We start from the raw sequence: 24,733 nt of genomic DNA on the forward strand, positions 1-24,733 counted from the left end.
CGGCGCCGGACGTGCGGCTTCCGGGCGGATACCGGCGGCGCACTCGCTAGGGTGGGCGTGGTACGGATGCGGCATCACAACGGAGTGATGAAGGGATCGCTGCCGACCATGGGCACACTCGACGAAGCCAAGGACGACCTGCTGGTGCGGGCCGCGCGGACCTGCGCGAAACCCCACGAACAAGAACAGGTGCTCGATTTCCTTAGGCTGTACTACCGGCAGGTCTCCCCCGAGGACCTGTTGACCCGCGACCCCGCCGACGTGTGCGGGCCCGCCCTCGGGCACCGCCACTTCGGCGAGCGGCGCAAACCGGGACAGACGCTCCTGCGCGTGTTCACCCCCGGCCTGGAGGAGTACGGCTGGGATCCGGGGCACAGCGTGGTGCAGGCGGTCACCGACGACATGCCCTACCTGATCGACTCGCTCACCATGGAGCTGAGCCGGCACGGGCTGGCCGTCCACCTGATCGTGCACCCGCTGATGGGCGTGGACCGGGACGCCGACGGCCGCCTGGTGAACTTCCGGCACAGCCGCGACATCCTGGACGACGTCGACGAGTCGTGGCTGCACATCGAGATCGACCGGACCACCGACCCGGAGGCCCTGGCCGAGCTGCGCGCCGACCTGGAGCGCGTCCTCAAGGACGTGTACATGGCCGACGAGGACGAGCCGATGATGCAGTCGTTCGCCGGGCAGATCGCGCTGGAGGTCAGGGAGAACCCGCCGCCGCTGCCGGAGAAGGAGATCGCGGAGGGCGTCGAGCTGCTCGACTGGCTCGCTGACGGCCACTTCACGTTCCTCGGCTACCGCGACTACTCCCTGTCGGAGGACGGATCGACGCTGATCCCGGTCTCCGGCACGGGCCTGGGCATCCTGCGCGAGGAGAAGAAGGAGTCGCGCAGCTTCGCGGCGATGCCGCCGGAGGTCAGGGCCAGGGCCCGTGAGCCGAAGATGCTCATCCTCACCAAGGCCAACAGCCGCGCTACGGTGCACCGCCCCCACTACCTGGACTACATCGGCGTCAAGCGGTTCGAGGGCGGCGAGGTCGTCGGTGAGAGCCGTTTCCTCGGGCTGTTCACGCACGTCGCCTACTCGGAGTCGATCTCGCACATCCCCGTCCTGAAGCGGAAGCTGGACGAGGTGCTCCAGCGGGCGGAGGTCACCCCGGAGTCCTATGACGGGCAGGATCTCATCGAGATCCTTGAGGACTACCCGCGCGACGAGCTCTTCCAGACGTCGGTGGACGACCTCGTCAGGATCTCCACCGGCGTCCTGCGGCTGCGTGACAGGCGCCGTCTCAAGCTGTTCCTGCGCAAGGACGACTACGGCCGCTACATGTCGTGCATGGTGTACCTGCCGCGCGACAAGTACACGACGCAGATCCGGCTGCGCCTCCAGGAGATCCTGCGCCGCGCGTTCAACGGCGTCGCGGTGGACTACAGCGCCCAGGTCACCGAGGGGCAGCTCGCCCGCCTGCACATCGTGGTGCGCGGCGAGCGGGGCAAGCCGCTGCCCGACGTCGACCCGGACGAGCTGGAGACGCGGCTCGCCGCCGCGACCCGCTCCTGGTCGGACGACCTGGCCGAGGCGATCGTCAGCCAGGTCGGCGAGGAGCCCGCGCGCGCGCTTTCCGCCGCCTATGGCGACGCCTTCCCCGAGGCGTACAAGGCGGACTTCCCGGCCCGCACCGCGGTAGCCGACCTGCGCAGGCTGGACGCCCTGGACGACGACGTCGCGACGACCATGAGCCTGTACGAGCCCTACGAGGCGGCCCCCGGCGAGGTCCGCCTGAAGATCTACCACCGGGGCGAGCCGATCTCCCTGTCCCGGATGCTGCCGATGCTGCAGCACATGGGCGTCGAGGTGGTGGACGAGCGCCCCTACGAGATCAACACGGGCGACCGCCGCCGCTTCCACATCTACGACCTGGGCCTTCGCCACTCCGTCACGGACGTGGAGGAGAGCCGCCTCAAGGGCCTGTTCCAGGACGCGCTGATGGCGGCGTGGCGGGGCGAGGTCGAGAACGACGGGTTCAACGCGCTCGTCCTGCACGCCGGGCTCACCTGGCAGCAGGCGATGATCATCCGCGCCTACGCCAAGTACCTGCGCCAGATCGGCACCGCCTTCACCCAGCACTTCATCGAGGACGTGCTGCGCGCCAACGCGCCGATCACCCGGCTGCTGGTCCGGCTGTGGGAGTCGCGGCTCAGCCCGGCGCTCACCGAGGGCGAGCCGGAACGCACCGCCGCCATCAGCGAGGAGCTGTCCGGCATGCTCGACGAGGTCGCCAGCCTCGACGAGGACCGCATCCTGCGCACGTTCTTCGACATGATCCGCGGCACCCTGCGCACCAACTTCTGGCAGCACCGGCGGTACCTGTCGCTGAAGTTCGACCCGGCGCGCATCCCCGAGCTGCCCGCGCCCCGGCCCAAGTTCGAGATCTTCGTCTACTCGCCCCGGGTCGAGGGCGTCCACCTGCGGTTCGGCACGGTCGCGCGCGGCGGCCTGCGCTGGTCGGACCGGCGCGAGGACTTCCGCACCGAGATCCTCGGCCTGGTCAAGGCGCAGGCGGTGAAGAACACGGTGATCGTCCCGGCCGGGGCCAAGGGCGGGTTCGTCGGCAAGCGGCTGCCCGACCCGGTGATCGACCGCGACCAGTGGCTGGCCGACGGGATCGCCTGCTACAAGGAGTTCATCTCCGGCCTGCTCGACCTCACCGACAACCTCGTGGACGGCAAGGTCGTGCCCGCCCCGGACGTGGTCAGGCACGACGGCGACGACACCTACCTCGTCGTCGCCGCCGACAAGGGCACCGCCGCGTTCTCCGACATCGCCAACGGCGTCGCCGCCGACTACGGCTTCTGGCTGGGCGACGCGTTCGCCTCCGGCGGCTCGGTCGGCTACGACCACAAGGCGATGGGCATCACCGCGCGCGGCGCCTGGGAGTCGGTCAGGTACCACTTCCAGTCGCTCGGCCGCGACGTGCAGACCGAGGACTTCACCGTGGTCGGCGTCGGCGACATGTCCGGCGACGTGTTCGGCAACGGGATGCTCCTGTCGGAGCACACCAAGCTGGTGTGCGCGTTCGACCACCGGCACGTGTTCGTCGACCCGGACCCGGACCCGGCCGTCTCGTTCGCGGAGCGGCGGCGGCTGTTCGAGCTGCCGCGCAGCTCGTGGGCCGACTACAACACGACGCTCATCTCCGAGGGCGGCGGCGTGTTCCCGCGCTCGGCCAAGTCGATCCGGCTGACCCCGCAGATCCGGGCGGCGCTCGGCATCCACGAGGACGTCGCCGCGCTCACCCCGTTCGAGCTGATCAAGGCGGCGCTGCTCGCCCCGGTGGACCTGCTGTGGAACGGCGGCATCGGCACCTACGTCAAGGCGTCCACCGAGAGCAACGCCGACGTCGGGGACAAGGCCAACGACCCGGTCCGGGTGGACGGCGGCGAGCTGCGCTGCAAGGTGATCGGCGAGGGCGGCAACCTCGGCCTCACCCAGCTCGGCCGGATCGAGTTCGCCAAACAGGGCGGCCTGGTCAACACCGACTTCATCGACAACTCCGCCGGGGTGGACACCTCCGACCACGAGGTGAACATCAAGATCCTCCTGGACGAGGTGGTGCGGGACGGCGAGCTGACCACCCGCCAGCGCGACGCCCTCCTGGACGAGATGACCGACGAGGTCGGCGAGATGGTCCTGCGGGACAACTACCGGCAGAACGTCGTGCTCGGCACCACCCGCGCCCAGGCGTCCAGCATGATGCACGTCCACGCCCGCTACCTGCGCAAGCTGGAGCGCGACGGCCGCCTCAACCGCAAGCTGGAGGCGCTGCCGGACGACAAGACCATCGCCGAGCGCCGCCAGGCCGGGCAGGGCCTGTTCTCCCCGGAGATCGCCGTCCTGCTCGCCTACACCAAGCTCACGCTGGACGCGGAGATCACCGCCTCCGCGCTGCCGGACGACCCGTACCTGGCGGACTGGCTCGTCGAGTACTTCCCGACCCCGCTGCGCGAGCGGTTCCGCCGCTACATGGACGCGCACCCGCTGCGCCGCGAGATCATCACGACCCAGGTCGTGAACGACGTGGTGAACAACTCGGGCACCACGTTCATCTTCCGGCTGGGCGAGGAGACCGGCGCGTCCCCGGCCGACCTGGCCCGCGCCTACCTCGTCGTCCGCGAGGTCTTCGACCTGCAGAGCTACTGGGCCGACGTGGACGCGTTGGGCGGCAGCGTCGACCAGGCGGCGCAGATCAAGCTGCTGCTGGAGGCGCGCAAGCTGACCGAGCGCGGCGCCCGCTGGCTGGTCGCCAACCGGCGGCCGCCGTTCGACGTCCGCGAGACCATCGCCCGGTTCCGGGACGGCGCGGCCAAGCTCGCCGCGACCCTGCCCGACCAGCTGTCCGGCCGCGACCTCGAGGCGTTCCAGGAGCGGCGCGACATGTACGTCGCGCGGGGCGTCCCGGTGGAGCTGGCCGAGCGGTCGGCGATCATGGTCGCCGCGTACTCGACGCTCGACCTGGTCGAGGTGGCGCACGAGACGGGACGGCCGGTCGAGGAGGTCGCCGAGGTCTACTTCGACCTGGGCGACCGGCTCCAGCTCGCCCGGCTCCGGGAGCGGATCTTCGCGCTGCCGCGCGACGACCGCTGGCGGTCGATGGCCCGGGGCGCGCTGCGCGACGACCTGTACGCCGCGCACGCCGAGCTGGCCCGGGACGTCGTGGTGAACACCGCGTCCGGCGACCCGGAGGCGCGGGTGGCGGCCTGGAACCTCCGCAACGAGGCGGCGGTGCGCAGGGCGGCGCAGACCCTCACCGAGATCTGGGAGAGCGACAGCTACGACCTGGCGACCCTGTCGGTCGCGCTGCGCGCCATCCGCACCCTGGTGCGGGCGAGCACACTGCCCGACTGACCCGCGCACACACCACACACGTAGGGCGCCCCTTGTGCCGTCACCGGGGGCGCCCTACGCGCTTTCATCGGCGCGGGACGGGGCAGCGGTCATATGCCGTCCCGCGCCGACGTCTCGGGGGCGTCAGGACGCCTGGGCCTCGACCGCCTTGCGGCTGACCGCCTTGACCGTCGCGTCGCCCGTGGTGGGCACGTCGGCCAGGTACTGGATCAGCGTGGTGGCGGTGAGGTTCTTGACCTTGCCCTTGGGGGCGAGGCCGAGCAGGTCGCCCGCGACCGGCACCTTGTCGCCCGCGTACGCCTCCTGCTGGCGCAGCACGTACCAGACGAACGCGCCGCCGTTGTCGGTGCGCAGCGCGTAGCTTCCGGTGCCCGCTGGGGCGAAGCTCGTCGAGAACGTGACGCCCGCCTGGCCAAGACCGGTGTTGATCTTCTGGATCATGGCGTGCGTGTCGGTGGTCTGCGGCCCGGCCGCCAGGCCCTTGGCGCCCGCCGCCTCGGGGCCGTCGGTGAGCAGTGTGGCGTGCGCGCCCGCGAGCTGGTCCGGCTTGAGCGCGAGGCCGTCCGTCGCGGACTCGGCGTAGCCCTCGGCGTCCAGGGTGACGCCCTTCAGCGGGGTGGTCTCCTTACGTCGCGGATCGGCGGCGAGCTTCCAGGTGCCGCCCTCGCCCCCGTCCTGGACGAACAGGAGCGCGTGCCGGGTGTCGCCGCCGGACTGGGCGTCCACCGCGAACCAGCGCTGCCGCCCCTCGGCGATCCGTGGGACGTAGAAGACGGGGTCGGTGAAGGTGACCGCCTCGCGCTTCTTCTTCGTCGCCTTGTGCAGCTTGAAGGCCGCGGTGTCCATCTGGAGCTGCGGGCCCGTCTCCACCGGCGTCAGCAGCGCCGGGTCCAGGGCCGCGGCGGCCTTGGCGGCCGCCGTCTGGTACTCGGTCAGGACGCCCTTCGCCTGGTCCAGGGTCAGGGCGGGCGGCGCCGCGGCGTCGGCGGCCTTGTCCGCGCCGCCGCAGGCGGAGCTGAGGACGATCGGGAGAACGGCCAGGGCCGTGTACGCAGTGCGCATGGATTGCCTCATCGGGTAATGGACTGTGCTCGCCCGGAAGCATCGCACAGTGCGGGACCGATCACACTGCGTTCAAGCCGATTTGATCCGGGTCACCCCGCCGCCGGAGGCGATCACGACGGCCTTGGGCCGCTCCTTGCCCTGCGCGTGCGCGGGCACCACGGCGGCGAACTGGAGGCTGCTGAACACGTGCAGGCGGGACGCCTCAAGCCCGTGCGGGACGAGGTGCGCGTACGCCTCGGGCACCGGGACGGGCTCGGGGTCGGCCGCGTCCGTGTGCACCGTCGCGGTGTCCCGGGTCAGCGGGTACAGCACCAGCGCCGAGCCGTCCGAGGTGCGCAGCGCGAACAGCGGCTGCACCGGCACGGTGAACGTGCTGGTGACCGTCAGGCCGTGCTTGGCGGCCGCCTTCGCCGCCTTCTGGTGCGCGGTGAACAGGCCCGTCGTGTACGGGCCCTCCTTCACGACCCGCGCCGAGAAGCTGCGCGGCCCCTCGTCGGCCACCGCCGCCTGCAGCGAGGCGACCGTGCCGGGGCTGGTGAGCAGGCCCGTCTCGGCGTCCGGCGCGACGGCCTGGGCGTACCCGTCCTTGTCCACGGGCACCTTGGGCACCTTCATCCCCTTGCCGGGCGTCACGACGACGCTCAGCCGGAACCGCTCCTTCGGGTTCTTCCGGATGAACGCCATCAGCACCGGCTTGTCCTGGCGCTTCACCGACGCGACGAACCACTGCGGGTACCCGGCCAGCCGGGGCACCCAGAGCACGGGCTCGCCGTAGACGTGGCGCGGCACCGGCCGTCCGTCCGCCTTGCGCTCCCGGAACTCGGCCACCGCGACCGCCTGCTGGGAGTCGTCGGCCCAGGACTGCGCGAGCAGCGTGTCGCCCGAGGCCCGCGCCAGGTCGTCGTTCAACGCCCACGTGCGGAAGCCCACCGCTGCGCTCCGCGGCGTCAGCGGGGTGTCGGCCGCGCTCGGCGCGACGGCCACGGGCACCCGCCGGGGCGGCGCGGGGTCACCGCTGCACCCGGCGGCCAGCAGCAAAGCGGCCGCCGCGATCACGGTGGCTCGCAACGGCGCCCCCCGGGTCTCACGGTCGTCGTCCGACGGTCCTTGACGGGTACTGGCGTCAGATTGTGCCATCACCATGCGCTGCCCGGCGCGGCGCGGCCAGCGGATAAGCTTGACGGGTGGCTGCCATCGACCCCATGGATCACCTCAAGGAGCTCGGCGCGACCCTCACCGGCATCGAGGCGGTGATGGACCTCGACGTCATGCGCCGCGACATCGCCGAACTGCGGGACCAGGCCGCCGACCCGGACCTGTGGAGCGACCAGGAGCACGCGCAGACCGTCACCAGGCGGCTGTCGAGCCTGGAGAGCGAGCTGGGCAAGGTGGAGGCGCTGCGCGGCCGCCTGGAGGACCTCGAGGTCCTCTACGAGATGGCCGCCGAGGAGGACGACGCCGACACCAGGGCCGAGGCCGACACCGAGCGCGAGGCGCTGGCGGGCGAGATGCGCTCCCTTGAGGTGCGCACCCTCATGTCCGGCGAGTACGACGCGCGCGAGGCGCTCGTCTCCATCAACGCCCAGGCGGGCGGCGTCGACGCCGCCGCGTTCAGCCAGCAGCTCCAGCGCATGTACCTGCGCTGGGCCGAACGGCACGGCTACTCGACGGAGATCTACGAGACGTCCTTCGCCGAGGAGGCCGGGATCAAGTCCACGACCTTCGCGGTCAAGGCCCCCTACGCCTACGGCACGCTGCGCGGCGAGCACGGCACCCACCGGATGGTCCGGATCTCCGCCTACGACAACCAGGGCCGCCGCCAGACGTCCTTCGCGGGCGTCGACATCGTGCCCGTCGTCGAGCAGAGCGACCACGTCGACATCAACGAGGACGACCTGCGCATCGACGTCTACCGGTCCTCGGGCCCCGGCGGGCAGGGCGTCAACACCACGGACTCCGCCGTCCGGATCACCCACCTGCCCACCGGCATCGTCGTCTCCTGCCAGAACGAGCGCTCCCAGCTGCAGAACCGCGCGTCCGCGATGAACGTGCTGCAGGCCAAGCTGCTGGAGCGCAAGCGCCAGGAGGAGGCCGACGAGCTCAACAAGCTGCGCGGCGAGGGCACCAGCTCGTGGGGCACCCAGATCCGCTCCTACGTGGTGCACCCGTACCAGATGGTCAAGGACCTGCGCACCCTCCACGAGGAGGGCAACCCCGAGCGCGTCCTGGACGGCTGGATCGACGACTTCCTGGAGGCCGAGATCCGCTGGCTCCGCAAGGCCGAGGCGGGCGAGCCCGGCGGCCTCTGACGCCCGGCGGGGGGGCCCGCGCCCGACCCCCATCAGATGTCCGGAAGAAGGACTATCCATGCCGGTGTCACCCCTAGACTGCTCCAGAGCCAACTCCGAGGGGGACACCGTGGCCCATCAGCCCCTAGACTGGCGCACCGTGATGCAGCCGTGATCAATTTCGACAACGTCACCAAGGTCTACCCGAACCAGAACCGGCCGGCCCTCCAGCACTGCAACGTCGCCGTCGAAAAGGGCGAGTTCGTCTTCCTGGTGGGTCCGTCGGGGTCGGGCAAATCCACGTTCCTGCGGATGGTGCTGAAGGAAGAGCGCCCCTCCCAGGGACGCGTCTACGTCGCGGGCAAGGACCTGGGCAAACTCACGAACTGGAAGGTGCCGCACCTGCGCCGCCGCATCGGCTGCGTCTTCCAGGACTTCCGGCTCCTGCCCAACAAGAGCGTCTTCGAGAACGTCGCGTTCGCCCTCGAGGTCATCGGCAAGCCCCGCCGGTTCATCACCAAGGTGGTGCCCGAGGTCATCGACCTCGTCGGCCTCGACGGCAAGTCCCACCGGATGCCCGACGAGCTGTCCGGCGGCGAGCAGCAGCGCGTGGCCATCGCGCGCGCGTTCGTCAACCGGCCGATGATCCTGCTGGCGGACGAGCCCACCGGGAACATCGACCCCGCCACCTCCATCGGCATCATGAAGGTGCTGGACCGCATCAACCGGACGGGCACCACCGTGGTCATGGCCACGCACGACGCGGCGATCGTCGACGCCTTCCGCAAGCGCGTCGTGGAGCTGGAGGACGGCAGGGTCGTCCGGGACCAGTCGCGCGGCGTCTACGGCCAGGCATACTGAGGAAACATAGGCCCCGATGAGACTCTACTTCGTGTTCCAGGAGATCTGGATCGGCCTGCGCCGCAACCTGACGATGACGATCTCCCTCGTCATCACGGTCGCGATCGCCATGGCGCTGTTCGGCACCGGCATGCTCATCAAGAAGCAGGTCGACTCGTCCAAGACCTACTGGTACGACAAGGTCAACGTCTCGATCTACCTGTGCGCGAAGTCCAGCTCCAACCCGGACTGCGCGAAGAAGGACGCCACCAAGGAGCAGCGCGAGACCCTCGTGGCGACGCTGGACGAGCTCCCGCAGGTCGCCGAGGTCCAGTACGAGGACAAGGCGACGGCGTTCAAGCGCTTCCAGGACCTGTTCGCCAAGACGCCCGGCATGCTCGCCGCCACCAAGGAAGGCGACATCCCGGACTCGCTGCGGGTGAGGCTGACCGACCCGTCGGACTACGACGCGGTGATCAGCGCCGCCGACAACGCGCCGGGCGTCGACCAGATCGTCAACGAGCGCGAACTGTTGGAGAAGCTGTTCCGGATCCTGGGCGGCCTGCAGTGGGCGGCGCTGTTCGTCGCGCTCATCCAGGTGTTCGCGGCGGTGCTGCTGGTCGGCAACACGGTACGGCTGTCGGCGTTCAGCCGCCGCCGGGAGACCAACATCATGCGGCTCGTCGGCGCGTCCAACATGTACATCCAGCTCCCGTTCATCCTTGAGGGCGCGATCGCCGGCCTCGTCGGCGGCTGTATCGCGGCGATCATGCTGGTGGGCAGCAAGGTACTGCTCATCGACAGGCTCCAGGAGTCGCTGCAGTTCGCCACCCAGCTGACCTGGACCCAGGTCGCGGGCGTCATCATCTTCTCGATGGCGGTGGGCGTCCTGCTCTGCGCGGGCGCCTCGTTCCTCACCCTGCGGCGCTACCTGAAGATTTAAGCTGCCGGGGTGGTGTCCAGACCTCGGCGGACGGTGCGCGGGGCGGCCCTGGTGGCCGCCCTGCTGGGCGGCTACACCCTCGGTGCGATGTCGGGCTCGGCGGCGCCCGCCCCGATCCAGCCCGCCGCGTCCGACGGCCGGGTCCTGGACGACGCGGTCGAGGCGATCGCGGCGGCCGCCGACGGCCCGGTCAGCCGCACCCGGCTGCGCGAGGTGGCGCTCACCGCGATGGTCAGGGAACTGGGCGACCCCTGGGCGCGTTACTACCCTCCGCAGGAGTTCGCCGACTTCACCGCCTGGCTCGACGGCGAGGGCAAGACCGTCCGTCCCGACCCGGAGAGCGGCGACGTCAGCGTGCGGCGCGAGGACGGCCTCACCGTCATCAGGGTCGCCGTCTTCACCCACGGGGTGGGCGCCCGGGTCCGGGAGGGCGTCGCGGGCAGCACGGCGGTCATGCTGGACCTGCGCGGCAACCCGGGCGGGCTGCTGGCCGAGGCGGTCGAGACGGCGTCGGCGTTCCTCGCGGACGGCCCCGTCGTCACCTACGACGGGAACTCCTCGCCGCCGGAGGTGATCAACGTCACCCGTCCCGGCGATTCCCGGATCCCCGTCGTCGTACTGGTGGACCAGGGGACGGCCAGCGCCGCCGAGGTCGTCGCGGGCTCGCTCCGCGACCGGGACAGGGCGATCCTCGTAGGATCACCCACGTTCGGGAAGGGAACGGTGCAGGAGCCGGTGCGACTGCCTGACGGGTCGGCGGTGGAGCTGACCGTGGGTCGCTACGAGACCCCCGACGGCCATAACCTCGAGGGGGCCGGCATCGAACCGGACGTGGCGGCCGGGGAGTCGGACGCGGAAGAACGCGCACGGGTGGTCCTCGCGGGACTGACCGGAGCCTAGGACAGGAGCAGAGAGTGCCTCGCGAGCAGGGCCAGAAGTACATCGCCCAGAACAAGAAGGCGCGGTTCGACTACCAGATCGTCGACACCTGGGAGGCCGGCATGGTCCTCACCGGGACGGAGGTCAAGTCGCTGCGCCAGGGCCGCGCGTCCCTCGTCGACGGGTACGCGGCCGTCGACGGCCACGGCGAGGTCTACCTGTACAACATCCACATCCCCGAGTACTCGCAGGGCACCTGGACCAACCACACCGCGCGGCGCACCCGGAAGCTGCTGCTGAACCGGCGCGAGATCAGCAAGATCATCAAAGAGACGAACGAACCGGGATTGACGCTCGTCCCGCTCGCCCTGTATTTCAAGGACGGCAAGGCCAAGGTCGAGATCGGACTCGCCCGGGGCAAGAAGGCGCACGACAAGCGGCAGACCATCGCCCAGCGGGACGCCGACCGGGAGATGGCCCGGGCGCTGCGGGCACGGAACCGGGGTCGGTGAAGTGAGCAGGACACGCAGGATCGTCGGGGCGGCGACGGGCGGGGTGATGCTCGCCGGGCTGCTTTCGGCGTGCGCGCAGGCGAGCCCGTTCCTCACCGTCAAGGACTTCCTCATCGCATGGCAGGTGCAGAACTACGAGGCCGCCGCCTCGCACACCGTCGGCGCGCCGCCCGGCGACGTCGTCCAGGCGCTCAAGGACGTGCGGACCCAGCTCGACGCCGCGTCGCTGCGGCTGCGGCTGCGGGCCGGCGGCACCGGGGGCGCCCCCGACGAGAAGGGCCGCATCGACAAGACCGGCGCCGAGACCGCGGCCGCCCGCTTCCAGGTGCGGATCGACCTCGGCGAGAACGGCCGCCCCCTGGAGTACCAGGGCCACCTCACGCTGCGGCGGTTGGACGGGATCTGGAAGGTCGTGTGGAGCCCGTCCGTCATCCACCCGCAGTTGAAGGAGGGGGAGCGGCTCGCCGTCGTCAGCGAGGTCCCGCAGCGCCAGGTCATCCAGGACAACAAGGGACGCTCCCTGCTGCGCGCCGTCAAGACCGACATCTTCGGCGTGATCCCCAGCCGCCTCACCGACCTCAACGGCACCGTCGACGGCATCGGCGAGATCACCAAGCAGGACAAGGACCGGCTCAAGGGCCGGATCTCCTCCGCGCCGCCCCGCTCGTTCCTCCAGCTCGCCGAGTTCCCCAACGGCAGCCCGCAGGCGCTCAAACTGCGCCAGGTGCCCGGCGTGGAACTGCGCAGCAAGGAACTGGAGACCCAGCCGATCCAGGCCGACGCGCTCCTCGGACTCGTCGGCCCCGCCACCACCGACGTGCTCAGCCAGGTCGGCGCCCCCTACCAGCCGGGCGACACCGTCGGCTCGTCCGGGCTCCAACTGCTCTTCCAGCGGCGGCTGGCCGGGCTGCCCGCCGTCAAGGTCGTGATCCTCGACGCGCAGGGCGCCCGCCGCAAGGAGATCCGCGACTTCTCCGAGGCCGACGCCGAGGTCGCCGTCGCCGGGCAGGACGACCTGACCCCGCGCGACGCCCTGCCCGTCCGCACCACGCTCGACCGGAGCGTCCAGTTCATGGCCGAGAACGCGCTGCGCGAACTGGGCGTGCCCGCCTCGCTCGTCGCGGTGCGCAGCCAGACCGGCGAGGTGCTGGCCGCCGCCAACCACCTGACCGCCGGGAAGAACCTCGCGTTCGAGGGACTCTACGCGCCCGGCACGACCTTCTCGCCCGTGCTGGCGGCGGCGCTGCTCGCCAAGGGGCAGAAGTCCGACACCGCGTCGGCCTGCTCCGAGGAGGAGACCGTCGGCGGCGTGGTGTTCTCGACGTCACGTCCGCGCACCAAGTCCACGCTGGGCCTGAACGTCGCCAACGGGTGCCGGACGGCGCTCGCCCGCGACAGCGCCGCCCTCGACCCGGCGACGCTCGCGGCGACCCTGGAGAAGTTCGGCCTGGACGGCTCCGGCTGGGACCTGTCCAACGTCAGGCACGCGCGGGCCGAGGGGCTCACGCCCGTCACCGAGGCCGAGAAGGGGCTGTTCTCCGTCGGCGAGGGGGCCGTCAAGGTCAGCCCGCTCACCATGGCGCTGTTCGCCGCCGCCCTCCAGAACGGGACATGGCGCGAACCCCTGCTCATCCAGGACCCGCCGCCGATCGCGTCGGCCGCCGCCCGGTTCGTGGAGCCCACGACGCTCAACGAACTCCAGAAGATCATGGCGGCCGGGGTGCGGCGCGGCACGGCCAAGGCCGCCGTCGAGGGCCGCAAGAAGTACCAGGGCGGCCTGAAGTCCACGGTGACCGACGAGAACGGCAAGACCGTCTCCTGGTTCGTCGGCTACTACGGCAACACCTACGGGATCGCGCTGGCCATCGAGGGCAACGTCGACGCCGCGCGCGTCGCCTCCCTGTTCCTCAACGCCGCCGCCACCCCGCCCGCCAAGGCGACCAGCACCGACGGGGCGGCCTGACGGCCGTCCCCGCCGTCGGGGCGCCGGGGCGTCGGGGCGGCGGGAATGCCGTTGGCAGGCGGCGCGTTCACCAGATAGGCTCAGTGCCGTTGACAACTTCATACATGGGGGTGATCGGTTTCGACTGCGGTAGTCGTGCCAGGGGAAGCGGGCCGAGGGCTGCGATCACGACCTCGTTAATCCCGAGATCGCAAACCAACAAGTGCCAACTCTAAGCGCACTGAGTTCGCCCTCGCCGCCTGAGGCGAGTTAGCGACTCTGTCGGCCTGGGAGCGTCTCCGACCCAGGATCCGGCATCGTTAGGAGACTCAACCCACCGACCCGGTCGCGGGGCCGGTGGGAACACCAAACAGCGACTGAGCCCGTCAGTGACTAGCCTGCGAGAGCACTGGGGCCGAGAAAAACGCCATGCAAGGCTGCGCCCGGAGAAGACCTGACTCACTGCTGTAGGACCAGGGTTCGATTCCCTGCACCTCCACTCGCTCGAGCCGTGTTCGCGCCCCTTTGGGGCGCTCCCACGGCTCGTTTCCTTTGTCGGGGGGGCGACCCCCCGAGCCCCCCGATGTGGGGGCTGCCGCCCCCACGCCCCCGCTGTCGTGGCTGGGGTTTGGCTGTGGTTGCTGTGGAAGGGTGTGTTGGGGGATGGGGGTGTGTTTTTGGGCACTTGGGGTGGGGGGAATGTGGGGGTTGTGGGGGGTGGGGGAGGGGGGTTCTAAGTTGTTATCGACTTGCGGCGTCCAGAATCTTGATCTTCGCGTAGCCTGTGCCGCATGTCCGATCAGGGGGAGCTTTCGGAGCGTCCGGAAAAGGCTGAGGGTGGCGTCGTGGGTGACGGTCCTGAGGGTGTGGCGACGTCTGGGCCGCAGCCGGTGTTCGCCGAACCCACGTGGTCCGGGGACGCGCACTCGGTGATCTCTGGGGCGGAAGGCCCCGAGGGGCCCGAGGCGTCTGGTGGGCTTGGGGTGCCGCAGCAGGCTGGTGCGGTCGCGGGTGAGGGATACCCGGTTTCTGGTCGGACCGAAAATGCGGCTGAGGACCTTGGCGGGCTGGATGACGGGCCCGGGGTCGCGGGATACGCGGGCGTCGACATGTCGGGGCCGGCCGGGCCGGTCAAGGCGGGGATCCCGTCCAGCGGGAACTGGCGCATGCCCGAGTGGATGCGCGAGGAGACCGAGGCCAACAAGCAGGCAGGGGTCGAGAACACCGGGCTGGACGAGGGCGAGATGCGGCGCGACCGCGGCCGCACGTTCCTGTTCGCCGGGATGGGCGTCGTCGCCCTCATCGCCTTTGTCGCGCTCACCGTCACCGTGCTGAACCAGGACGGGTCGGCGGACGACGGCGACGCGCGCGTCGGGCCGTCGGCGAGCGGTCCGGCGGCGGTGCCGAGCATGACGCCGGAGCCGGGCACCGTCTACCCGCTGAAGCCGCTCCGGCAGTTCAAGGGCGCGGGGTCGCCCGTCACCGGCGTCATCGAGGACCAGGGCGCCCGGCTGCGCTACCCGGCGTTCGGGGGCAAGTGGACGGTCCCGACAAAGAAGAACAAGCTTTTCCAGAGCGGCTGGTCCGGCCAGCAGATCCTGCCCACGGAGAAGAAGGGCACCCAGCTCTGGTACGGGACGATCCTGTCCAAGGCGCTGGGCCCGGTGGAGAAGCGCGCCGCCGCCGGAGGCGCCGACCTGCGCGAGAAGACCGAGAGGGTCGCCGCGGGCCTGGAGAGCCGGCTCTACGCGTTCCCGCACAAGAGCAGGCCGTTCGCCTCCCAGGAGATCACCGTCAGCGGCAAGAAGGGCTGGCTTGTCGCTTCGGTGTTCAGCTTCGACCGGACGCCGATCGTCGCGAAGAGCGAGGTCGTGGTGACGGCGCTGGTGGACACCGGGAGGAAGTCGCCCTCGCTACTGTTCATCTCGATGCCGAACACGGCGAAGAGCCTGTGGCCGGACATCAACGCGGTGATCAACGGCCTTGAGGCGGGCTGACCCCTCCCGTCACCGAACGGCGTTCTAGTAACCTGCCCCTTACCCGAGGGTGAGGAGGCAGGTTCATGGCGATCGGTCTGACCGAGGAGCACGAGGCGCTCGCCGCGTCCGTGCGCGGATTCGTCGCGCGGCACGTCGGGGCGGAGGCCGTCCGGGAGGGGGCGGCGCGGCCCGCGTTCTGGCCCGCGCTCGCCGCGCAGGGGCTGCTCGGCCTGCACCTGCCCGAGGGGCACGGCGGGCAGGGGTTCGGGCTCGTCGAGGCCGCCGTCGCGGTGGAGGAGCTCGGCAGGGCGTTGGCGCCGGGGCCGTTCACCCCGACCGTCCTGGCCGGGGCGCTGCTCGCGGGGTCGGCGGCGGCCAAGGAGGCGCTGCCGGGCCTCGCCGACGGGTCGCGCACCGCCGCCGTCGCGCTCACCGCGGACCTGACGCGGGACGGCGACACCGTCTCGGGAGCCGCTGAGATCGTGCTGGGGGCCGCGGGCGCCGATCTGCTCCTCCTGCCCGTCGCGGACGGCTGGGTGCTGCTGGAGGCCACTGAGGCCGTTGTGGCGCCCCTTGAGGCGCTCGACCTGACCCGCGGCGTCGCGTCGGTCACGGTGGACGGCGTCGTGGCGGCCCCGGTGCCGGGCGTCGGCGACGCGCGGGCCCTGGCCGCCGTCCTGCTCGGCGCGGAGGCGTGCGGGGTGGCCGCGCGCGCCCTCGACGACGCGGTCTCCTACGCGAGGATGCGCGAGCAGTTCGGCAGGCCCATCGGCCAGTTCCAGGGGATCAAGCACAAGCTCGCCAGGATGCAGGTGCTGCTGGAGCGGGCCCGCGCGACGGTGTGGGACGCCGCCCGCTCCCTCGACCCCTACGCCGTCGAGGCGGCCGCGGCGCTCGCCGCCGACGCCGCCGTGGCGTGCGCCGCCGACAACATCCAGACGCACGGCGGCATCGGCTACACCTTCGAGCACGACGCCCACCTCGTCTACCGCAGGGCGCTCACCCTGCGCGCGCTGGTGAAGGGCGGCCCCTCGCCCGAGGACAGGCTCGCCGAACTCGTCCTCGCGGGGGTGCGCCGGGAGGCGGCGCTGGAGCTGCCGCCCGAGGCCGAGCCGCTGCGCGCCGAGATCAGGGCGCGCGTCGCGGAGTTCGCCGCGATGGACGAGTTCACCCGGCGCGGCCCGATGGCCGCCGAGGGATGGGTGGCCCCGCACCTTCCCCGGCCGTGGGGGCGGGACGCGGGCGCGTTGGAGCAGGTCGTCATAGCGCAGGAGCTGAAGGCGGCGGGCGTCAAGCCGGTCAAACTGCTCATCGGCTCGTGGGTGGTGCCCTCGCTCGTCCAGTACGGCACCCCCGAACAGCAGGAGCGGTTCCTGCCGCCGACGTTCCGCGGCGAGTTCCTGTGGTGCCAGCTGTTCTCCGAGCCCGGCGCGGGCTCCGACCTGGCGGGACTGCGGACGCGCGCGGAGCGGGTCGAGGGCGGGTGGCTGATCTCCGGGCAGAAGATCTGGACGTCGCTGGCACGCGAGGCCGCTTGGGGCATCTGCCTCGCCCGCACCGACCCCGACGCGCCCAAGCACGACGGGATCACCTACTTCCTCGTGGACATGGCCTCACCCGGCATCGAGATCAGGCCGCTACGGGAGGCCACGGGTGACGCCGTCTTCAACGAGGTGTTCCTGGACGAGGTGTTCGTGCCGGACGAGCTTGTGGTGGGGCCCGTCGGATCCGGGTGGAAGGTCGCGCGGAACACGCTCGCCAACGAGCGGGTCGGGCTGACCTCGACCTTCCAGCTCGGCGCGGACCTGCCGAAGCTCGTCCGGCTCATCGACGGGCTGGGCCTCGCCGACGACCCCGTGGTGCGGCGCGGCCTGGGCGCGCTGGCCGCCGACGAGCACGCGTTCCGGCTGCTCGGCCTGCGCGCCACGATGAAGCAGCTCTCCGGCACCGATCCGGGCGCGACGGCGACCGTGCGGAAGCTCGTCGCGATGGAGCACGGCCAGCGCGTCACCGAGTTCGGGTACGAGCTGCTGGGCACGTCCGGCGGCCTGACCGGCGGCTGGCGGGGCGACCTGCGCGCGCGCTGGACGCGCTACCTCCTGGCGTCCCGGGCCATGACGATCGGCGGCGGCACCACGGAGATCAACCTGAACGTCATCGGAGAACGCATCCTCGGGCTACCCCGCGACGCCTGAACGGGTCACGGCCCGGGGGCGGGCGCTCCCGACGAAGTCGGGGTCGCGAAGCGTCCGCCTCCGGGCCCAATCGAACACAGCTGCGGCCCCGAGCGTGTGCTCAGCGCATGTTGGTGTGGACGACGCCGACGCCGATCGCGCCCACGGTGCTGGCGCCGTTGAACGAGGCGATGACCGAGTGGTCCTTGGCGTCCGAGAGGCCCTCGATCTTGACGCCGAGCAGCTCCGCGCCCGCGGGGATCAGCCCGCCGATGTCCTCGGGCAGGTACTGCAGGAAGTTGCCGCCCGCGGTGAGGTCGAGGGAGTGCTTGTAAAGCTTGGTCTTCTTGTCGTACCGCGTGTGGACGCCGGGCAGCCGCTTGATCTGCCGGGTGATGAACCGGGGGTCGGCCTGGCGCTTCAGCTCGGCCACCTGCTCGGGCGTCAGCTGCTCCCGCTCGGCGGGTTGTTTGCCGACCTTGGTGGTCTGCACGCCGTTCTTGATGGTGATGACCGTGGTGCTCACCTTGCGCCACTTCTGGCCGACCAGGCGGCTCTTGACGCTCGTCGCCTTCATGGTGAACCTCGGCTTGAGCGTGAAGTGCGCCTCCTCCTGGGTCTGCTCGCTTCCGTCCGGCAGGAACGTCACGGTGCCGGTGTAGCGGGTGAAGGAGGTGAGCTGCGCGGGCAGCGGCCCCGACTCGCCCGGGATCTCGGGCTTGGGCATGGTCGGCGTGGCGGGCGCGGGCGGGAGGACGATCTCGACGGTCTCGGCTTTCGGCGGCCGCTTGGGCGCGCCGGGGTAGTCCTCGGAGACCGGGGTGATCGCGACGTCGCTGGGGGCGCCGCCGTCGAAGCTCGCGTCCACCCGCACCAGGCCGAGGACGGCGGCGGGGACGGCGGCCATGGCGATGATCGTGACCAGGCCGACGGTGCGGTCGGTACGACGATCCACGGTGTCTCCTCCAGGGGGGTCGGGCACGATTCAACACCACTTGACCCACGGGTAACAACGCCTGCCGGGAACGGCCTCTTGCGGTCAGCGCGCCCGAGAATGATGCCGGAAGAGTACCGAGTTGAGGTATCCCGTCCCGGGAAACAGTACTCGGCTGGGAAACGAACGGGTCAGGTGCGCGGCGTGGGCCGCCTGATGCGATGCAAGATCGAAACCCGACAGTGACTGCCAACGGCCGCCGGAGCGGACGAACCCCGCATATCCCCAGGAGTCCAGCAGGTCGACGACCGGGTCGAGCGTGCCGTGCCTGGCCTCCAGCTCCAGCAGCAGGACCGGCAGATCACCCCGCACGAGCCCCTCAGCGCCCCGCAGCGCCGCCAACTCGTGCCCCTCGATGTCGAACTTCAGGAACCGCACGTCGGCCAGCCCCAGGCCGTCCAGGGCGACGGTGGGGACCTTCGCGCCGCCGCCAGCCTCCCGCTCCAGCGTCGAGAGCCCGACGATCGCCCCGGCGGGCGGGGACCACAGGGTGGCCATGCCGTCCCGGTCGGACGCGGCCGCGGCGACCACCCGCACGGCCGGGAACGTCCGCCCCAGCAGCGCCGCGAGCTCCGGATCCGCCTCGACCGCGACGACACGGTCCGCCCTGCGGAGCAGCCGCGCCGTCCACGGCCCGAACCACGCGCCGACGTCCACCGCCGTGCCCCCCACCGGGACGAACTCGTCAAGGTGCCGCAACTCAGGCTCCGCGCGGGGGTACACGGCCCTCACGGCCGCGCCCACCAGACGCTTGGGCAGCACCCGCGCGACAGCCCGGGACAGGCGTTGGCTCATCTGCAGAACGTACCCGTCACCCCTCCCCTGACGGCACACTGGTGCACACCCCGAACCACCGGGGCGGATCGGACCTGGAGGCAGCATGGGCGGGCCGCGCAGGGTGCCCACCGGGCACCTCGACGCCCTGGACGGCCTGCGCACGGTCGCCATCGCCCTCGTCGTCGGCGTCCACGTGGTCGGGCCCACCGGCATGCTCAACGACCCGGGGATCGGCTGGCGGATGCTGGCGGCCGGCGGTGTGGGCGTGCCGATCTTCTTTGTGCTGTCGGGCTACCTGCTCTACCGGCCGTACGCGCGGGCCACCCTGGACGGGACGCCCTTGCCGGGCACGCGGGACTTCCTGCGTCGCCGGGCCCTGCGCATCCTGCCCGCGTACTGGCTGATGCTGCCCTTCGCGCTGGTCCTCCTGAACCGCGAGCACGCCGCCGACCCCGTGCTGTGGCTCCAGATGATCACCCTGACCCAGAACTACGACCCGAACCCCCCGTGGGACCTGACGGCGCTCGGCCTGCCCGGCCTCGTGCCCATCTGGAGCCTCTCGGTGGAGGCCGCTTTCTACCTGCTGCTACCGCTGTTCGCCCTGGGGCTGCACCGGTTCGCGCGGGGCTCACGGCGCCGGCTGCTCGGGGGGATCGGCGCGCTGTTCGCGCTGTCGCTCGTCGAGGCGCTCGGGCTGCGGTTCGTGGAGTACACGGGGCCGGTCTTCGGCTACGACCCGATCGCCGTGCTGTTCTACAACGAGCGGCTGCTACCGCGCTCGCTCCTGTACTTCGCCTTGGGGATGGCGTTGGCCGTGCTGGCGGAGCGTCCCGGACGGCTGAGCGAGGCCGTCGGACGCGCGCCCGGAATCGGCTGGACGGTGGCGGTCTCGGCGCTGGCGCTGCTTTCGACGCCGCTGGCGACCCCGCTGTTCGGCGGCGACCAGACGGCCCGGCAGTACGTCGTGTTCTCGCTGCTCACGGTGGTCGTCGCCGCGGCCGCCGTCGCGCCCGCCGCGCTCGCCCCCGACCACCCCTTCACCCGCGGCCTCCTGGCCAACCCCGTGATGCGCAGAATCGGCCTGGTCTCCTACGGGGTCTTCCTGTGGCACGCCGTCGTCATCGAAGGCTGGTACGCCCTCACCGGCCGTGACCACTTCGCCTTCGACTTCTGGCTGGTCCTGTCCGTCACCGTGCTGTTCTCCCTCGTCCTGGCCTCCCTCAGCCTCGTCCTCGTCGAACAGCCCGCCCAACGCCTGGCCCGCCACCTCCAGTCCCGCGCCCGCCGGAACCCGCCTCGCGAGGAACCCGCCCCGCGTCCCGTCTCCGCCGGGAACTGACTCCGGCGTCGGCTGGGCGGACGGTCTAACGGGCCGTCCGGGTGTCGTGTCCTACGGACTGTTCCTCTGGCGCCGCCTGGTCATCGAGGCGTAGGGCCGCATCGGGCGCGCCCCCTTGGTCTCGCTGGTCCTGGCGTCGTTGCGCCTTGGGCTGGCGGAGCGGCCTGCTCGGGGGGCGGAGGGTGAGGGTGATGAGGACGACGCAGAGGGCGGTGGGGAGGTGGTTGGAGAGGAGGGGGTGGAGGAGGGGGAGGCCCTTGGAGAAGAGGTAGGTGGCCAGGAGGGTCGAGGTGGAGGCAAGGGCGGTCAGGGCGAGGATGAGGCGGGCCGGGGGGCGGCGGCGCTGGAGGAGGCCCCAGGTGAGGAGGCCGCAGCCCAGGCCGAGGGGGCCCGCCGCCCAGAGGCCGAGGAGGGGGGCCGTCCAGGAGAGGTCGCGGTCCTTGGGGTGTGTGGGGAGGAGCGTGGGTGCGCGGCGGGAGGGGAGGGCGGCCAGGAGGGCGATGGCCAGGGCCATGAGGGCGCCGGTGAGGAGGGCCAGGCGGTAGGGGCGGTCGGGGGTGTAGGTGAGGTGGACGGTGCCGGACGCGTCGGCGGGGAGCTTCCATGCCTGGCGCCAGCCGTCCAGGGTGACGGGGGTGAGGGTCCGGCCGTCCAGGACGGCTTTCCAGCCGGGGTTGAAGTTCTCCGGGACGGTCAGGTACCCGCCGGACGTCGTACGGACCTCCACGGCCCGTTCGGAGGCGTCCCAGCGGGTGACGGAGGCGGCGGCGACGTCGGCCTTCGCGGGCGCCTCCCGGACGGGCCGGACGGCCGCCGTCGCGACGAGGAAGGACCCCGGCTCGGCTTCGAGCGTCTGCCCACCCGAGGGAAGGGACGCCTTCCCGCACGACGCGAAAGGCACGGGCCGCCCGGCGAGCACGTCTTCGACGGACCCGCCTACGAGCCGCGTCTGGAGCCGTCGCCCTCCGGCGGTGAAGACGGGCCCCGTCCCGCACCCGGAAGGCACCGACTTGGCGACGCCCAAAGGAGGCACGCCCGGTATGGACACGTCGGAGATCTGGATGCCGGGCGTGCCGGGGAACTCGACGGTGAGCGTCCTGGTCCGGATCGCGGCGATCCGGACGACGCCCTTGGGCGAGATGAACGTCTCCTGCGGCCCGCCCCTGTCGCCGGTGACGGTCACCCGGGTGACGCCCCGTCTGGCCGGGAACGTGAAGCGCAGCGAGGAGACCGTGACGGGCTCGGCGAACGTCCGGGTCAGGCTGGGGTCGTCGTCGCCCACGTCGGGCGTCCAGGTCGTCGAGGGGTCGCCGTCGAAGGCGGACCGGGCCTGGGCCGCCGGATGGTCCACCAGCGCCGAGGAGGCCCGGACGGCGTCCGTCCCGGTGTACTCGGCGGCGAGGCCGGGGTGGGAGACGATCGCGGTGCCCGTCAGCCTGACCTCGCCGCCCGGATGCGTGAACGCCCTGACGAACCCGGTGCCCTCCTCGCCGTGCGCGGCGAGGTAGCCCGAGCACACCCAGGCGCGGGAGCCGCGTGTGCAGCCGGGCGAGTACCCGTTCAGCCCGGTGAACAGGAGGGTGCCCGCTCCGTCCGGCACCGTGATGGCGCGTTCTGCTTTCACGCCGGGCACCCGCAGTTCGGTGATCCCGACCCTGGTGCCGAGGGTGACGGCCCGTTTGGTCCGCAGCCCTGTGATCTCCACCTTGAGCCAGCGGGTCTGCCCGGAAGGCACGCGCAGTTCCTGCGGCCGCGCCGTCTTCCTGACCTCCTGGACGATCCGGCCCGCCTCCGTCTCCACCGCGACCTCCGAGACCGACGGCCCCAGCAGGTCGCTGACGGAGAACGCGGCTGAGATCCGGCCCGGATCGCGCGGCTCTGTGAACGCCACCTTGAGCCACTCGCCTATCGCCCCGCTCCAGCTCGCCGACGTCCACTGGGTCGAAGGGTCGCCGTCCAGGGCGGAGAACGGATGCTGGGAGAGCAGGCCCACGTTGGAGCCCGTGGTGATGTCGGCCGCGCTGGTGGAGGCGGTGACGTCCTTGATGCCCCGGTATTCGGCGACGGAGGTGTGCGCCTCCCAGCCGGGCAGCGTGAAGTCCTTGGTGGACGCGTCGCCCAGGTACTCCTGGTCGGCGGTCATCGTGGTGGAGACGCCGCCGCGCAGGTCGGAGAAGGCGAGTTCGCGGCGGCGCAGCGTGTCGGTGGCGACGTCGGGGCCCGCGCCGGACCCGTCGGCGTCGTTGAGGACGACGGGACGGCCGTCGCCGAGCATGCCCTGGTCGGCGAGCGCGATCAGCGCCTCGGGCCCCCCGGTGACGCGCAGGGGCTCGGCCTCCACCACGGTGGCGCGCGGCGCGGCCGCCGGGATCTCGTAGATCTCGACGGCCCGGTAGCGCTGGTCGTAGGAGGCCGTCGCGTCCGAGAAGGGCAGGCCGACGTCCTTGCCGAACGCGGCGACCTTCCGGACGCCCGGCATGGCGTCGATCGCGTCGTGCACCCGCGACGGCCACGCCCCGGCCAGGACGCCGCGTTCCACGTCGTTGCGGACGAACAGATAGCGGACGCCCATCCTGGCGAGCACCTCGGCCATGCCGGGGGAGCCGCGCCCGGTGGCGAACCTGTCGTCGAACGTCTGGAGCAGCCGGGCCAGGCCGACCGACCCGCTCGGCGTGACGATCCGGCCCGCCCACCGGCCGGTGAGGAGCGACTGGAGGGGGTCGTCCATCATGCGGCCGTAGGTGTACTGCCCGAACCCCTGGCCTGGCACGGCGAGCACGGTGCCCTCGCGGGCGTTGAGCCAGCCCGCGGCCTCCCGCATGTACGACGGGACGCCGACCGGCGCCTCGCGGATCCCGAGCCCCGGGGTCACCGCCGGGACGGCCGTGAGCGCCACGAGGACGGCCGCGACCCGGTGGGTCCGTATCTTGACCGCGACCTGGGCCAGTCCGAGCGCCAGCGGCAGTCTGACGAGCGCGTCGAACTTGTGGAGGTTGCGCAGCGGCGCGAGCGGCCCGTCCAGGAGGTCGCGGACCTGGTCGGCGAGCGGCCCGCCCGGATGCCCGGAGACGATCACCGCGAGGCCGAGCAGGAGGCTGACGCCGAGGAACACGCGGTGCCGGGAGCGGTGGATCCCGAGCAGACCGAACCCGGCGAGGAGGCCGGTCGCCAGGACGAGCCACCAGGAGGCGGCGAACATGTTCCCGGCGGGCCACCACGGGCTGAACCCGGACGGCAGGTAGCCCGGCCATTGGGCCGCCCCGCGCAGGATGTTCGGGAGCGACGTCACCGAGGTGGTGGTCGTGGCCGTCTCGGTGTAGGGGAGGAACGGGAAGACGTACCGGCCCATCAGGAACGTGGGGGCCAGCCACCAGAAGGACGCGGCGGCCGTCAGCGGCACCCACCACAGCAGGAGGCGCCGCCGGTAGAACAGCAGGTACAGGCCGGGCACCAGCAGGACCGCGAAGACGGCCGTCGCGTTGATCCCGCCGCAGACGACGACGCCGAGCGCCGACAGGGCCGCCGCCTTCCGGGGCGAGCGGACCGTGACCAGCGGAAGCAGGGTCCAGGGCAGCACCGCCGTAGGCCAGAACTCCGAGGAGTTCACCCCGAGCAGCGTCTGCGCGCGGGGCGCGAGCGCGTAGGCGAACGCGGCGACGAGCCGCGCGTTCGGCCCGCCCAGGTCCATCGCCCTGGCCAGCCGCAGGACGCCGAAGTAGGCGGTGCACAGCACGAGCGCCAGCCAGAGCCGCTGGGTGATCCACGGGGGCGTCCCCAGGGCGTCGCCCAGAAGGTAGAACGGCCCCATCGGGAAGAAGTAGCCGTACGCCTGGTTCTGGACCTGCCCGAACGCGCCCGACGGGTCCCACAGGTGAAGCGCGCGCGCGAGGAACCCGTCGGGGTTCAGCGCCATGTCGAGCTTGGTGTCCGGCAGGATCCGGCCGGGCGCGGCCGCGAACGCGAGGGTGAGCAGAACGAGCGCCCCCACCCAGATCCGCACCTTGTCGCGCGCGGTGCGTTCGTTTGGGCCCGGGGGCAGGCGCTTCGCGACCCCGACTTCGTCGGGAGCGCCCGCCCCCGGGCCCGG

Annotated in this window: 15 protein-coding genes and 1 other RNA gene; 11 read left to right on the forward strand and 5 right to left on the reverse strand. The window is 71.6% G+C overall.

Features of this window, described 5'->3' with window-relative positions; all coding sequences use genetic code 11:
• Positions 1-87 precede the first annotated feature (87 nt).
• Positions 88-4,914 (forward strand): NAD-glutamate dehydrogenase, encoded by a 4,827-nt coding sequence (locus LO762_RS18845; RefSeq protein ID WP_230616836.1) that lies wholly within the window; start codon positions 88-90, stop codon positions 4,912-4,914.
• Positions 4,915-5,037: 123 nt separating this feature from the next.
• Here the strand turns inward: LO762_RS18845 and LO762_RS18850 are convergent, their stop codons facing one another.
• Together LO762_RS18850 and LO762_RS18855 are read right to left on the reverse strand one after the other, a co-directional pair.
• On the reverse strand, positions 5,038-5,976 hold the full coding sequence (locus tag LO762_RS18850; protein ID WP_230616838.1) for a hypothetical protein: 939 nt from the start codon (positions 5,974-5,976) through the stop codon (positions 5,038-5,040).
• Positions 5,977-6,048: 72 nt separating this feature from the next.
• On the reverse strand, positions 6,049-7,047 hold the full coding sequence (locus tag LO762_RS18855) for a hypothetical protein (RefSeq protein WP_230616841.1): 999 nt from the start codon (positions 7,045-7,047) through the stop codon (positions 6,049-6,051).
• 116 nt (positions 7,048-7,163) lie between these two features.
• Here LO762_RS18855 and prfB point away from each other — a divergent pair, with 116 nt between their 5' ends.
• The 9 genes from prfB (at position 7,164) to LO762_RS18900 (ending at position 17,557) form a co-directional block, all read left to right on the forward strand.
• Positions 7,164-8,288, forward strand: coding sequence for a peptide chain release factor 2 (gene prfB / locus LO762_RS18860; protein WP_230616843.1), 1,125 nt, complete (start codon positions 7,164-7,166; stop codon positions 8,286-8,288).
• A 150-nt stretch (positions 8,289-8,438) separates the two neighbouring features.
• Positions 8,439-9,128: a cell division ATP-binding protein FtsE gene (ftsE, locus tag LO762_RS18865; RefSeq protein WP_230616845.1), complete on the forward strand. Its 690-nt coding sequence runs from the start codon at positions 8,439-8,441 to the stop codon at positions 9,126-9,128.
• Between the two features lie 16 nt (positions 9,129-9,144).
• Complete coding sequence (ftsX, locus tag LO762_RS18870) at positions 9,145-10,050, forward strand: permease-like cell division protein FtsX (protein ID WP_230616847.1); 906 nt, start codon at positions 9,145-9,147, stop codon at positions 10,048-10,050.
• Between the two features lie 9 nt (positions 10,051-10,059).
• Positions 10,060-10,950 (forward strand): S41 family peptidase, encoded by an 891-nt coding sequence (locus LO762_RS18875; RefSeq protein WP_230616849.1) that lies wholly within the window; start codon positions 10,060-10,062, stop codon positions 10,948-10,950.
• Between the two features lie 14 nt (positions 10,951-10,964).
• Positions 10,965-11,441, forward strand: coding sequence for an SsrA-binding protein SmpB (gene smpB, locus LO762_RS18880; RefSeq protein ID WP_230616851.1), 477 nt, complete (start codon positions 10,965-10,967; stop codon positions 11,439-11,441).
• A gap of 1 nt (position 11,442) precedes the next feature.
• A complete protein-coding gene (locus LO762_RS18885) occupies positions 11,443-13,404 on the forward strand; it encodes a penicillin-binding transpeptidase domain-containing protein (protein WP_230616853.1) in 1,962 nt (653 codons plus the stop codon).
• 106 nt (positions 13,405-13,510) lie between these two features.
• Positions 13,511-13,885: a transfer-messenger RNA gene (gene ssrA / locus LO762_RS18890) on the forward strand.
• 664 nt (positions 13,886-14,549) lie between these two features.
• Positions 14,550-15,380, forward strand: a complete 831-nt coding sequence (locus tag LO762_RS18895) for a hypothetical protein (protein WP_230616855.1) — start codon at positions 14,550-14,552, stop codon at positions 15,378-15,380.
• 65 nt (positions 15,381-15,445) lie between these two features.
• A complete protein-coding gene (locus tag LO762_RS18900; RefSeq protein ID WP_230616857.1) occupies positions 15,446-17,557 on the forward strand; it encodes an acyl-CoA dehydrogenase in 2,112 nt (703 codons plus the stop codon).
• A gap of 100 nt (positions 17,558-17,657) precedes the next feature.
• Here the strand turns inward: LO762_RS18900 and LO762_RS18905 are convergent, their stop codons facing one another.
• Both LO762_RS18905 and LO762_RS18910 read right to left on the reverse strand, forming a co-directional pair.
• Positions 17,658-18,491 (reverse strand): hypothetical protein, encoded by an 834-nt coding sequence (locus tag LO762_RS18905; protein WP_230616859.1) that lies wholly within the window; start codon positions 18,489-18,491, stop codon positions 17,658-17,660.
• A gap of 84 nt (positions 18,492-18,575) precedes the next feature.
• Entirely contained in the window at positions 18,576-19,325 is a 750-nt protein-coding gene (locus tag LO762_RS18910) for an FkbM family methyltransferase (protein WP_230616861.1), read from the reverse strand.
• 85 nt (positions 19,326-19,410) lie between these two features.
• Here LO762_RS18910 and LO762_RS18915 point away from each other — a divergent pair, with 85 nt between their 5' ends.
• Complete coding sequence (locus LO762_RS18915; RefSeq protein ID WP_304523669.1) at positions 19,411-20,646, forward strand: acyltransferase; 1,236 nt, start codon at positions 19,411-19,413, stop codon at positions 20,644-20,646.
• A 25-nt stretch (positions 20,647-20,671) separates the two neighbouring features.
• On the opposite strand, the gene LO762_RS18920 is transcribed toward LO762_RS18915, so the two are convergent.
• Entirely contained in the window at positions 20,672-24,634 is a 3,963-nt protein-coding gene (locus tag LO762_RS18920) for an alpha-(1->3)-arabinofuranosyltransferase family protein (protein WP_230616863.1), read from the reverse strand.
• Positions 24,635-24,733: the final 99 nt, after the last annotated feature.

The organism is Actinocorallia sp. API 0066, from assembly GCF_020991275.1.
In the GTDB taxonomy this organism is placed as follows: Bacteria; Actinomycetota; Actinomycetes; order Streptosporangiales; family Streptosporangiaceae; genus Actinocorallia.